The sequence below is a fragment of the Thalassospira sp. UBA4513 genome, from assembly GCF_002388495.1.
Classification (GTDB): Bacteria; Pseudomonadota; Alphaproteobacteria; order Rhodospirillales; family Thalassospiraceae; genus Thalassospira; species Thalassospira tepidiphila.
Genome location: NZ_DGMR01000007.1, coordinates 66,809 through 79,761 on the forward strand (window position 1 = coordinate 66,809; position 12,953 = coordinate 79,761).

Sequence of the window (12,953 nt, forward strand, 5' to 3'; positions counted from 1 at the left end):
AATGACGGATACTGAAACCAAATCAATCGGCTACTATCTGCGCACCCACATTCGTGAATACGGCATGGTTGTTGCGCTGGTTGCCATTCTGGCCTTCTTCCAGGTCCTGACCGACGGCATCATGCTCAAGCCGGTCAACCTGACCAACCTGTTCCTGCAAAACAGCTATATCATCATTATGGCTGTTGGCATGTTGCTGGTGATTGTTGGCGGCAATATTGACCTTTCGGTCGGCTCTGTCGTTGGCTTCATCGGTGCGCTGGCCGCCGTGATGATCGTCAATTGGGATTTGCCAACCGTTCTGGTCGTTCCGGTCTGCCTGATTGCCGGGGCCATCATTGGTGCAGCCCAAGGGTATTGGGTGGCCTATTGGCGCATTCCATCCTTTATTGTGACGCTGGCGGGGATGCTGGTGTTCAAGGGCTTGACGCTAGCACTTCTGGGCGGGGCATCGGTTGGTCCGTTCCCCGACAGCTTCCAGGCGATGTCGTCGGGCTTTATCCCGGACTTCTTTGGTGGTCTGATCGAAGGACGTTTTAACGTCTTTTCGATGACGCTGGGTGTGGTTCTGGCGGCATTGCTGCCGATCCTTGGTCTGCGTTCGCGCGCCAAGCAGGAGAAGTTTGCCGCAGTCGAAGAACCGATGGCCGTATTTGTCATCAAACATGCGGTGGCGGGGATTGCGATCCTGTTTGTGACCTATCTGCTGTCGACCTATCGCGGCTTGCCAAACATTCTGGTGATCATGGCGGTTCTGATTGCGATCTTTACCTTCATCACCAACTCAACCACCCTTGGTCGTCGTATCTATGCGCTCGGCGGGAATGAAAAAGCAGCCAAGCTTTCGGGCATCAATACCAAACGCCTGACCTTCTTCACATTCGCCAATATGGGCATGTTGGCCGCCCTTGCCGGGCTGGTTTTTGCCGCCCGTCTGAATACAGCAACGCCAAAGGCAGGTCTTGCGTTTGAGCTTGACGTTATTGCCGCTGTCTTTATTGGTGGCGCGTCGATGTCAGGCGGTGTTGGCAAGGTCATTGGTGCCGTCGTTGGCGCATTGATCATGGGTGTCATGAATAACGGGATGTCGATTATCGGTGTCGGTATTGACTGGCAGCAGGTGATCAAGGGCCTCGTGCTTTTGGCGGCTGTGATCCTCGACGTCTACAACAAAAACAAGGCGTAACAACACGATGGCGCGGAACGATACGCATCGGGGTCACACCAACCGGCTTCACCATAATTGGTTTATGGCGCCGGTTGCTGATGCGTGTCGTTCAAAGTCCTGTGTGCGGCCATCCCAACCGTACATCACCGGATCCGTCACGATAATAAGTCAAAAAGGAAAACGGGCATGACGAAGTTCAAACCGGCACCCTGGCCGCGTACCCTCCGCTCGCAAGAGGGGTGGTTCGGCGGAACCAGCAAGGACAATATCTATCACCGCAGCTGGATGAAGAACCAGGGCTTGCCATCGGATCTGTTTGACGGACGTCCGGTGATTGGCATTTGTAACACCTGGTCGGAACTGACCCCATGTAATGCCCATTTGCGCGATCTGGCCGAACGCGTCAAACACGGCATCTACGAGGCTGGTGGTCTTCCGCTTGAATTCCCGGTGTTTTCCACTGGTGAAAGCACGCTGCGCCCGACCGCGATGATGTTCCGTAACCTTGCATCCATGGATGTCGAGGAAATGCTGCGCGGAACGCCGCTTGATGGCGTTGTCCTGATGGTCGGCTGCGATAAAACCACGCCCTCGCTTCTGATGGGGGCGGCCAGCGTTGATATCCCGGCGATTGTTGTCACCGGTGGGCCGATGCTCAATGGCAAATGGCGTGGTGAGGATATCGGATCGGGCACATCGCTGTGGCAGCTTTCCGAGGACCGCAAGGCCGGCAAGATCAGCACCGAAGATTTCCTCGAAGCTGAAATTGCCATGTCGCGGTCGCCGGGCTCGTGCAACACCATGGGTACCGCATCCACCATGGCCAGCATGGCCGAGGCGCTTGGTATGGCGCTTTCGGGTAATGCGGCCATTCCGGCCGTGGACAGCCGCCGTCGCGTCATGGCGCACATTACCGGTCGCCGTATCGTTCAGATGGTCAAGGATGACCTGAAACCGTCTGACGTTATGACCAAGGAAGCGTTCGAGAACGCCATCCGGGTCAACGGCGCAATCGGTGGTTCGACCAACGCGGTTATTCACCTGCTTGCCATTGCCGGACGTGTCGGCATCGATCTGTCGCTTGATGACTGGGATCGGTTGGGCCGTGATATCCCGACGATTGTGAACCTGCAGCCGTCTGGTGACTACCTGATGGAGGAATTCTTCTATTCCGGTGGTTTGCCTGTGGTGATCAAGGCACTGGCCGAGGCTGGCAAGCTTCATAATGATGCCCTGACCGTCTCGGGTGAAACCATGTGGGAACAGGTCAAGGATGTCCGTAACTGGAACGAAGACGTTATTCGTCCGTTCGAAAAGGCCCTGACCGCCAGTGGTGGCATTGCCGTTGTCAAGGGCAACCTGGCCCCGAATGGTGCGGTCCTGAAACCGTCGGCTGCAACCCCGGAACTTCTGACACATCGTGGTCGGGCTGTGGTGTTTGAAGACATTGATGATTACAAGGCCAAGATCTATGACGAGGACCTTGATATCGATGAAACCTGCATCATGGTTCTGAAAAACTGCGGTCCGAAAGGCTATCCGGGCATGGCAGAGGTCGGCAATATGGGCCTGCCGCCCAAGGTGCTGCGTAAAGGCATCACCGACATGGTCCGCATTTCAGATGCCCGCATGAGCGGCACGGCATACGGCACGGTGGTGCTTCATACCTCGCCCGAGGCCGCGGCAGGCGGGCCGTTGGCCGTCGTTAAGAATGGCGACATGATCGAACTTGATGTCCCCAACCGTCGCCTGCATCTCGATATCAGCGATGAAGAGCTGGCCCAGCGCCTGAAAGCCTGGAAAAACAGCGTTCCGGTCCCGGAAAGCGGCTATGCCTCGCTCTATTACAAATCGGTCATTGGTGCCGATCGGGGGGCTGACTTCGACTTCCTTGTCGGTCATCGCGGCAAGGCAATCCCCAAAGACAGTCATTGATTGATCCTGTCGGGATTTGATTTCCCAGATCACATGCCGCGGGGGGCGGTATGTGATCCACTCCAGACCGGCCAGTATTGAATTGCTGGCCGGTTTTGCTTTGTCAGGCGCGATTAGCAATACCGTTCATCGCCGATACAAGGTCGGCATAGGCGGTCACAACCGCATCCGCACCAAGCGATTTGGCCCGGGCGTCATCGACTTCCATGGCAGCGGCAATCGCATGAATGCCTGCCGCACGGGCGGCGTTTACATCATTGGCGTGATCGCCGACCATGATGGCGGTGTCGGTTGATTTATCAAAACCAAGCTGCCCCAGCACAAAGCCAAGGAAACGGCCATCAGGCTTTTTGACCTCAAAGCTGTCGCCACCAGCGATGACGCTAAACAGATCGGCAACGCCAAGCTTGGTAAGGATTGCCTTGCACGGCGCTTCGGGTTTGTTCGACGCCAGCGCAATAGTCCAGCCATCTGACTTCAGTTGGCGCAGGACCGTTTCGGCATTTTCAAACAGGCGGGTATAGGCGTAGTCGGTTTCGACATATCGCGCGTTGAAATCGATGTTGAGTTCATCAAGCATCGCGTCAGAGGGCTCTGATCCGCGTGCGGCAAAGGCGCGTTTGGTCAGCATCCATGTGCCATCACCCAGCATGGCTTCAATATCATGACGAACAAGTGGCGCATGCCCGTGGGCCGCCAGCAAATCATTCATCGCAAACAGGATGTCATCGACGCCGTCAATCAGGGTGCCATCAAGGTCGAACAGAATGAATTTGGCCATCGGGTGGGGCTCCTTGGATGTGAATTAGCGGCAGTGGTGACAAGTGCAGCATGGTTTATAGGAACTTAACGGAAACCGTGCCATTAACAATCGGTAACATCTGCTAACAGCTGGTAACAAAACGTGATTCTTTATGGGCTTTTGCTGTCCGGGAATATGTTCTAAGACTTGCTGCGAACGGGAATATTTGCATCACACTTCATCGTGATGGTGCCTGCAAAGGGGATGCTGCGGAATGGCGCAGCCAACAGGGTTATAAATGTCGCTTGAACTGAGTGTTGTTGTTTTGGCCGCCGGGATGGGCACGCGCATGAAAAGCGCAATGCCCAAAGTCATGCACAAGGTCGCGGGCAAGCCGATGGTGGGTCACGTGATTGATACCGCTTCCCACCTGAAGGCCGCAAAGACCATGGTCGTTGTCGGCCCGGATATGCCGGACCTGATCAAGACCGTTGCACCGCATCCAACCTTTGAACAAACAGATCGCCTTGGCACTGCGCACGCCGTTCTTGCTGCCAAGGATGGCTTGAAGGGGCTTACGGGCAATGTTCTGGTGCTCTATGCTGACAGCCCGCTTTTTACCGCCGAAACACTGGCCCGCCTTGTTGCCGCGCGCGAAGAAAATGATCATGCGGTGGCGGTTCTGGGCTTCCGGCCCGAAGACCCGACCGCTTATGGCCGTTTGGTCACAGATCAGAACGGCAACCTGACCGCGATTGTCGAGGACAAGGAATGCGACGACGCGCAGCGTCAGATCAATTTCTGTAATTCCGGTGTGATGTGTTTTAAGGCCGAGGACATGATCACAACCCTTGAGGCGATTGATAACGCCAATGCCAAGGGTGAATATTACCTGACCGATGCGGTCGAAGTGGCGCAAAAGAACGGCCAAAGCTGTGTCGCGGTCGAGGTGGACGAGGCAGAGACACTTGGTGTCAATTCCCGCACCCAGTTGGCCGTCGCCGAAGCCATCCTGCAAAATCGCTTGCGCGAAGCCGCAATGGCTGAGGGCGCGACGTTGGTTGATCCGGCGTCGGTATTTTTCAGTGCCGATACCAAGCTTGGCCGTGACGTCATTGTTGAGCCGAATGTTGTCTTCGGACCCGGTGTGACCGTCGGCGACAATGTCGTGATCAAGGCGTTCAGCCATCTTGAAAGCTGTGTGGTTGGCAATGGTGCCGATATCGGGCCGTATGCCCGTTTGCGTCCGGGGGCTGAAATCGGTGCCGGGGCGCGGGTTGGCAACTTTGTCGAGATCAAGAAGGCCGTGCTTGAGGCCGGGGCCAAGGTCAATCATCTGAGCTATATCGGCGATGCCCGTGTCGGTGCCAAGGCCAATATCGGCGCCGGGACGATCACGTGCAATTATGACGGTTTCCGCAAACAGCATACCGACATCGGGGCAGGGGCGTTTATTGGCTCCAACTCGTCGCTTGTCGCCCCCGTCGAAATTGGCGATGGCGCAATTGTTGGCGCGGGCAGCACGATCACCGGCAAGGTCGAAGCCGACGCATTGACCCTGACCCGGGCCGAGAGGATCGAGAAAAAGGGCTGGGCGGCCAAGTTTCGCGAAAAAATGCGCGAACTGACCGGCAAGAAATAGCCCAAAACAAAGATTTTGAAATTGCCGCCCACATTTACGGGTGGCCAGACGACACGCGATATAAAGCAGGAAGAAAACCAATATGTGCGGCATTATCGGGATTATCGGCAAAGACAGCGTTAGCGATCGCATTCTTGAAGGCCTCAAACGTCTTGAATATCGCGGTTATGACAGTGCCGGGATTGCGACCCTGGTCAATGGCGATATCGAACGCCGCCGCGCAGAAGGCAAGCTGATCAATCTTGCCAACCGTTTGGCGGACCAACCGCTTGCTGGTGATGTTGGTATTGGCCACACCCGCTGGGCAACCCATGGTGTTCCGACCGAAAACAACGCCCATCCGCATACCGATGGCAAGGTTGCCGTTGTTCATAACGGCATCATCGAAAACTTCCAGGAAATCAAGGCGGAGCTTACTGCCAAGGGGCGGGTATTTGCCACCGACACCGATACCGAGGTGGTCGTGCATCTGGTGTCCGATTTCCTTGATCAGGGCAAAAGCCCGCGTGACGCCGTGGCCGCGACCCTGCACCGCATTGAAGGTGCCTTTGCGCTGGTGATCATGATTGCCGGTCAGCATGACGTCATCTTTGGTGCCCGTCGTGGAACGCCGCTTGCCGTTGGTTTGGGCGAGGGCGAGATGTATCTTGGTTCGGACGCGATGGCGCTGTCGCACCTGACCAACAAACTGATCTATCTTGAAGAAGGCGACTGGGTCGAAATGACCCGCGATAGCGTTCAGGTGCGCGATGAAAATGACGAAGACGTCACCCGCGAAACCAAGCTGTCGGCGGTTTCGGGTGCCATGATGGGTAAGGGCAATTACAATCACTTCATGCAGAAGGAAATCTTCGAGCAGCCTGCGGTGATTGGCGATACCCTGCATGCCTTCATCAATCCGGCGACCCAGACCATCAAGCTGCCGGACATGCCGTTTTCCTTTGCCGATGCGTCGCGCCTGACGATTGTCGCTTGCGGCACGTCCTATTACGCCGGTCTGGTGGCAAAGCATTGGGTGGAACGCTATGCCGGTCTTGGTGTCGATGTCGATGTCGCATCCGAGTTCCGCTATCGCTGCCCTCCGCTGCCAAAGGGTGGCGTTGCCCTGTTTATTTCGCAGTCGGGCGAGACGCTTGATACGCTGGCTGCCCTTCGCTACGCCAAATCCAAGGGCCAGAAGATCGTTTCCATCGTCAACGTGCCCGAAAGCACGATTGCGCGCGAAAGTGACGTGGTGCTTCTGACCTATGCCGGCCCGGAAATCGGGGTGGCGTCGACCAAGGCGTTCACCACGCAGCTGACTGTCCTGGCTTGCCTCGCGGTGACCATCGGACGCGAAAACGGCACCCTTGCCAAGGACGAGGAAGCAGCAATCGTAACCGCACTCACCGAGGTGCCGAAACATGCTGCCGAGGTCCTGCATCATGATGAAGCGCTCAAGCAGCTTGCCCTTGATGTCGCCGATGCGCGCGATGTGCTTTATCTCGGTCGTGGTCTTGGCTATCCGATCGCGATGGAAGGGGCGCTCAAGCTCAAGGAAATTTCCTATATCCACGCCGAAGGTTATGCAGCGGGTGAAATGAAGCACGGCCCGATTGCCCTGATTGACCAGTCGGTTCCGATCATTGTCATTGCGCCGTCTGACGAGCTGTTTGAAAAAACCGCATCCAACATGCAGGAAGCGGCGGCACGTGGCGGACGGGTGATCTTTATCTCGGATGCGCCGGGGCTTGCCAAGCTGGGTGATATGGCCTCTGCCACGGTTGAGCTGCCCAAGGTCGCCGACTTCGTCGCACCGATCCTTTACACCATCCCGGTTCAGATGCTGGCCTATCATGTTGCAGTCCACAAAGGCACCGATGTCGATCAGCCACGCAACCTTGCGAAATCAGTAACGGTTGAATAATCACCGCGATTATTCAAAATTATCAAAAAATGCCGGATGCAATCGCGTCCGGCATTTTGTTTGCGCTTTATGGGATGGCGACACGAAAGGTGCACAAAAGTAACATTTCTTTGCAATAAGTTAACCGAAGGTTCGACACTATCGTTTGCGCAATGTAATCTCGTAGTGACGACGTCGGTTCCAAGCCACAAATTTTCAATGAGAGCAAAATGAAAGTTATCGTGACGGGCGGTGCAGGTTTTATCGGGTCTGCTGTTTGTCGGCTGATGACCGGGTTGAAGGGCTATGAAGTCCTTAATATCGATAAACTGACCTATGCGGGTGATCTGCGGACGTTGGCGTCAATTTCCGCACGCGATAACTACCATTTTGCCCATCAGGATATCTGCAACCGGGACGCCATTGCCAAACTGTTTGATGAATTCCAGCCCGATGCGGTGATGCATCTGGCGGCGGAAAGTCATGTTGATCGTTCGATCGACGGACCGGCTGATTTCATTCAGACCAATGTGGTTGGCACCTTTACCCTGCTTGACGTCGCACGCGCCTATTTTGAGAAGCTGTCGGCAGGCAGGCGAGCGACATTCCGGTTCCACCATATTTCGACAGACGAGGTTTATGGATCGCTTGGCAGCGAAGGGCTGTTCACCGAAGAAACGGCTTATGCGCCGACCTCACCTTATTCTGCCAGCAAGGCAAGTTCGGATCATCTGGTGCAGGCGTGGCACCATACCTATGGATTGCCCATCGTCATCAGCAATTGTTCCAACAATTACGGGCCGTTTCAGTTCCCGGAAAAGCTGATCCCGTTGATGGTGCTGAACCTGCTGCATGGCAGGAAGCTTCCGGTTTATGGCGAGGGTTTGAATACGCGCGACTGGCTGCATGTTGAAGATCATGCAGAGGCACTGGTCAAGATCCTGACCGAAGGCCGCATTGGCGAGAAATACAATGTTGGCGGCTGTAACGAACTGACCAATATCGATGTCGTGAAACGGATATTCGATACAGTCCGCGCGATCATACCGGACATCGCATTCGACAGTTTTGATGGCGCGGTGACATATGTAAAGGACCGTCCCGGTCACGATTGGCGCTATGCCATCGATCCAACCAAAATGCAGAATGAGTTGGGTTGGAAGCCGAAATACGATTTCGAAACCGGCCTGCGGCAAACCATTGAGTGGTATGTGAACAATCGCGCATGGTGGGAGCCGATTTTACAGAACAAATATGCCGGAGAACGTCTGGGAAGTGCCAAGGGGCAAGCCGATGCCTAGAATACTGGTCTTTGGCAAAAATGGTCAGCTTGCCAGGTGTCTGGCTGCATCCGCGCATGAATTTCCCAAAGCCCAACTGACCTTTGTTGGTCGGGAAGAATGTGATCTTGAGGATGCGTCCCAAATCGAGCCCGTTATCGACAGCGTGCACCCGGATATTGTTGTCAATGCAGCGGCCTACACTGCGGTCGATTTGGCTGAGCAGCAGGAAAATATCGCGTTCAAGGTTAACGGCGATGCGGTTCGCGCAATGGCGCAGGCCCTTGCCAAACGCTCCGTCTCGCTGATCCATGTCTCATCGGATTATGTTTTCGACGGGAAGGGAACAAAGCCTTATCGCGAGGAAGATGCTGTCTCGCCCTTGGGTGTTTACGGCAACAGCAAGCTTGCGGGTGAAGTTGCCGTAAAAGAGACACTCCAAAACTATCTGATTTTGCGCACATCTTGGGTCTATAGCCAGTTTGGGAAAAACTTCGTCAAAACCATGCTTAATCTGATGGCGCAAAGGGATGAAGTTCGAATTGTCGATGATCAGACCGGATGCCCGACAAGCGCCCATGATCTGGCACATGCGATTCTGGAGCTTTGTTGTGTGGCGATCTCTGCCGAGTTTGATAAATTCGGCACCTATCACCTGACCTCAGATCAAGAAATGACATGGTTTGAGTTTGGCAAAAGCATTCACAAGATCGCTTTGCAGGAGTGGGGTGAGGATTGGAAAGGCAAAGATTGTGTGGTTTTGCCAATCAAGTCCTCGGAATTTCCAACGGCGGCAAAAAGGCCAGAATACTCTGTAATGTCTTGCAGGCTTATCAATGATACGTTTGGTATCAAGTTGCCAAATGTAGAGGACAGCCTGACGGCTGTTATTAGAGGGCTTGGGAAGGAAAATTCGGATGCGTAAAGGGATCATACTGGCAGGCGGTACAGGATCGCGTTTGCACCCTTCGACACTGGTTGTCTCCAAGCAGCTGCAGCCCGTCTATGACAAGCCGATGATCTATTATCCGCTGACCACATTGATGCTGGCGGGAATCACAGACATCCTGATTATCAGCACGCCCCGCGATGTGCCGCTGTTCAAAGATCTGCTCGGTGATGGTTCGAAATGGGGGATCAGCCTTCAATATGCGGTTCAGCCTGAACCCCGCGGCCTTGCCGATGCGTTTATTGTCGGTGCGGATTTTGTTGGGAACGATCCGTGCTGTTTGATTTTGGGTGACAATATCTATTTTGGGCACGACCTGACGAAATTGTTGGGCAACGCCATGGCCCAATCCGATGGGGCGAGCGTGTTTGCCTATTACGTTCAGGATCCCGAAAGGTATGGCGTGGTCGAGTTTGACCGCAATGGTGTGGCCCTGGATATCGAGGAAAAACCGGCCAACCCCAAATCGAATTTCGCCGTGACGGGGTTGTATTTTTACGACTCAGATGTTGTCGACATTGCCAAATCGATCAAGCCGTCCAAGCGTGGTGAGCTTGAAATTACCGATGTTAACAAGGCTTACCTTAAGCGTGGCACGCTTAAGGTCGAGAAGATGGGCAGGGGCTATGCCTGGTTGGATACGGGAACGCACGCTGCGATGCTTGAGGCCGCCAATTTTGTCCGTACCGTCGAGAGCCGCCAAAGCCTCAAGATTGCCTGTCCTGAAGAAATCGCGCTGAGAAAGGGCATGATCACGGTCGAACAGTTTGAAAAGCTTGCGAGTGAGTTTGGCGCAAGCTCTTACAAGGCATATCTTCAGACGGTTCTGCGAACCTACGATATCCTGTGAGCGGAACTAGAATACCGGGTTCTCTCGATAGCTCGCAAAACTCATGGCTTTCTCGTCTTTTGCCGACAGCGTGACCTGGTTTTCGTCAAACGGCCAGTCGATGCCAAGGTCCGGATCATTCCACATGATCGCGCGTTCGCTTTCCGGAGCATAAGGTGCTGATACCTTGTAGTTCACTTCCGTGTTCGGCTCGAGCGTGACAAAGCCGTGGGCGAAACCGGCGGGAATGAATATCTGGTTCCAGTCTTCTGCGCTGATTTCAGTCGATACCCATTTCCCGAACGTCTTTGACTTGGCGCGAATGTCGACTGCGACATCCAGAATGCGGCCTCTGATGACCCGAACCAGCTTGTCTTGGGCAAAGGGCGGGCATTGAAAATGCAGTCCTCGCAGCACACCGACATTGCTCGATAAAGAGTGATTGTCCTGCACAAACTGCGGATCGATGCCAGCTTTGGCAAAGGCTTCCAGATTATAGGTTTCAGAGAAAAAACCCCGCTCATCGCCAAATTTCTTCGGGAAGATCAGCTTAACATCGGGAATTTCCAGCTCTTCAAATTGCATCCGTGCTGCCTTGTGCAGGGTAAAATAATTCGTCCAGACTATGGATAGCAGAAGCTTGGCCTTCGTGCATATGCGCATTTTTATAAAATTCTGAGCTTGGCAATTGAATGGGCGGTCGGCTTTATCAAAGCTGCGGCACCCGTCGTTGCGATTACTGATTCTGGTCCTTGCGAAATGGATCCGTTAGCGCGACGAGGGCAGAGAACTTTTTCATGAAGGGGGCGAATTCCGCGCCAAGATAATGATAAAGCGGCAAGACCGAAATTGTTTCCTCGATTACCGGTGCTGGTGTGTTGCCCAGGATGCCCTGTGTCAGCATGTCGTCGATATTGCTATCTGCGGACAGAAAACGCGTGATGCGCCCTTCGGCATAGGCCTGGTGCTTTTCGGTATTATACATCATTGGCTTGTGCGTGATGCCGGTTTTGGCCGTATCGGCATGGACGTACTTTTCCTGCCATATCACGCCGAGCGTAAAGGCAATCGGCGTTGACGGGTCTTGATCGTTCGGATTGCGCCAAAGCCGGTTTGCGATCTCGCGCAGGGCAACCGATGATCTGACAAAGGCGCGCGAATAGTTCTTTTCAGCTGCAACCGCACGCAGCAATTCACCGTCCACCAGACCTTCATTGAAATGCAAGGGGCCGCGACGCCCCGGCAGTTTGACGGCCTGAAGCGGGCAGCCGAGATCAGCATAGAGTTTCTGCAGGATGACAATCGACTTCTGCGACATCGGGTCATTTTCGACATAGGCGATCTTTTTCGGGCATTCGACATCAGCCTCATCGGCCCAGGCATCAGTGCTGATTGTTTGTGAAGAAAACAACCCGACAAGGGCCAGCAACAGAAAAGCGGGAGCGATCAGATCCTGTCGCTTGCCTGAAGGCCCGGACGTCAGGGCCGATGAATTTTTACTGCACGACATTTTTTGCAATCCGGGTGTTTGCGCGGTCATTGGACGTTATTTGTATTCTTTGGTTGGAGCTTAGACGTGAAACCCGCTTTTTCATAGGTGTTTGAACCATGCATCTTCGTCGCCTTAACCGGATCTGCCAAACAGCCCTTTGGCAAAAGCAAGTGTGACAGCCCGATATATATTCTTCTGCGGCGCGGTGCCGGGGCTTGTATCCCGGGCATGAAAATGTTTTGATCAGCCCGCTTTGAAACGGGGGCGGATTGTTGCTGCGCTCCGCATGCGGAAATCGCCAAAAATCGTGACATTTCTGCGTCTTTTTACATCTCCCTATTGACTTTGAACTGGTACTCCAATAAATGCTGTTAGCACTCGCCGGGGGTGAGTGCTAATACGGGCTCATCCCGGTTAGTCTTAGTTATTAACGAGCCTTAGCTTAAACACGGAGTTGTCTAAAATGAAGTTCCGTCCGCTGCATGATCGAGTACTGGTACGTCGTGTCGAATCCGACACCAAAACTGCCGGTGGCATCATTATTCCGGATACCGCCAAAGAAAAACCGCAGGAAGGCGAAGTCATCGCTGTTGGTTCTGGCGTTCGCAAAGAAGATGGCTCGGTCGTAGCCCTCGACGTCAAAGCAGGTGACAAAGTCCTGTTTGGCAAATGGTCGGGCACCGAAGTCAAGGTCGACGGCGAAGAGCTGTTGATCATGAAAGAATCCGACATCATGGGCATCATGGACTAAGTCAGCCCGTTTGGGTGATTTGTCCACGTTCATCCGTCTCATAGAGAGGAAAGAATATTATGGCTGCTAAAGAAGTAAAATTCTCCACTGACGCACGCGCCAAAATGCTGCGCGGTGTCGACATCCTGGCAGATGCTGTCAAGGTGACCCTCGGCCCGAAAGGTCGTAACGTTGTTATCGAAAAGTCCTTTGGCGCACCGCGCGTGACCAAGGACGGTGTTTCGGTCGCCAAAGAAATCGAACTGACCGACAAGTTCGAAAACATGGGCGCACAGATGGT

General features: G+C 54.2%; 12 protein-coding genes. 9 read left to right on the plus strand and 3 right to left on the minus strand.

Translation table 11 applies throughout. The annotated features are described in order from the left end of the window. Position 1 precedes the first annotated feature (1 nt). Both mmsB and araD read left to right on the plus strand, forming a co-directional pair. The gene (gene mmsB / locus B2T33_RS02695; protein WP_008890508.1) at positions 2-1,186 is read left to right on the plus strand and encodes a multiple monosaccharide ABC transporter permease; all 1,185 of its coding nucleotides are present in this window, start codon (positions 2-4) and stop codon (positions 1,184-1,186) included. A gap of 168 nt (positions 1,187-1,354) precedes the next feature. Beyond that, positions 1,355-3,103: an L-arabinonate dehydratase gene (gene araD, locus B2T33_RS02700; protein ID WP_286791083.1), complete on the plus strand. Its 1,749-nt coding sequence runs from the start codon at positions 1,355-1,357 to the stop codon at positions 3,101-3,103. A 103-nt stretch (positions 3,104-3,206) separates the two neighbouring features. On the opposite strand, the gene B2T33_RS02705 is transcribed toward araD, so the two are convergent. Beyond that, a complete protein-coding gene (locus B2T33_RS02705; protein WP_197147164.1) occupies positions 3,207-3,884 on the minus strand; it encodes an HAD hydrolase-like protein in 678 nt (225 codons plus the stop codon). Between the two features lie 259 nt (positions 3,885-4,143). Between B2T33_RS02705 and glmU the strand changes: the two genes are divergently transcribed. The 5 genes from glmU to rfbA all read left to right on the plus strand — a co-directional run bounded on the left by glmU (position 4,144) and on the right by rfbA (position 10,451). Beyond that, complete coding sequence (gene glmU, locus B2T33_RS02710; RefSeq protein WP_197147165.1) at positions 4,144-5,487, plus strand: bifunctional UDP-N-acetylglucosamine diphosphorylase/glucosamine-1-phosphate N-acetyltransferase GlmU; 1,344 nt, start codon at positions 4,144-4,146, stop codon at positions 5,485-5,487. Positions 5,488-5,569: 82 nt separating this feature from the next. Beyond that, complete coding sequence (gene glmS, locus B2T33_RS02715) at positions 5,570-7,393, plus strand: glutamine--fructose-6-phosphate transaminase (isomerizing) (protein ID WP_197147166.1); 1,824 nt, start codon at positions 5,570-5,572, stop codon at positions 7,391-7,393. 209 nt (positions 7,394-7,602) lie between these two features. Further along, positions 7,603-8,673, plus strand: coding sequence for a dTDP-glucose 4,6-dehydratase (rfbB, locus tag B2T33_RS02720; RefSeq protein ID WP_197147167.1), 1,071 nt, complete (start codon positions 7,603-7,605; stop codon positions 8,671-8,673). Then, positions 8,666-9,577 (plus strand): dTDP-4-dehydrorhamnose reductase, encoded by a 912-nt coding sequence (gene rfbD, locus B2T33_RS02725; RefSeq protein ID WP_197147168.1) that lies wholly within the window; start codon positions 8,666-8,668, stop codon positions 9,575-9,577. The genes rfbB and rfbD overlap by 8 nt, the downstream gene beginning before the upstream one ends. Further along, a complete protein-coding gene (rfbA, locus tag B2T33_RS02730) occupies positions 9,570-10,451 on the plus strand; it encodes a glucose-1-phosphate thymidylyltransferase RfbA (RefSeq protein WP_197147169.1) in 882 nt (293 codons plus the stop codon). Before rfbD ends, rfbA begins: the two co-directional genes overlap by 8 nt. A gap of 6 nt (positions 10,452-10,457) precedes the next feature. Here rfbA and rfbC read toward each other — a convergent pair whose 3' ends face one another. Together rfbC and B2T33_RS02740 are read right to left on the minus strand one after the other, a co-directional pair. Next, positions 10,458-11,015: a dTDP-4-dehydrorhamnose 3,5-epimerase gene (rfbC, locus tag B2T33_RS02735; protein WP_064781647.1), complete on the minus strand. Its 558-nt coding sequence runs from the start codon at positions 11,013-11,015 to the stop codon at positions 10,458-10,460. 151 nt (positions 11,016-11,166) lie between these two features. Then, complete coding sequence (locus tag B2T33_RS02740; RefSeq protein ID WP_286791086.1) at positions 11,167-11,940, minus strand: hypothetical protein; 774 nt, start codon at positions 11,938-11,940, stop codon at positions 11,167-11,169. Between the two features lie 445 nt (positions 11,941-12,385). Here B2T33_RS02740 and groES point away from each other — a divergent pair, with 445 nt between their 5' ends. Beyond that, positions 12,386-12,673, plus strand: a complete 288-nt coding sequence (gene groES / locus B2T33_RS02745) for a co-chaperone GroES (protein ID WP_008890518.1) — start codon at positions 12,386-12,388, stop codon at positions 12,671-12,673. Between the two features lie 59 nt (positions 12,674-12,732). Beyond that, on the plus strand, positions 12,733-12,953 hold a 221-nt coding region (locus tag B2T33_RS02750; protein WP_286791088.1), incomplete at its 3' end, for a TCP-1/cpn60 chaperonin family protein.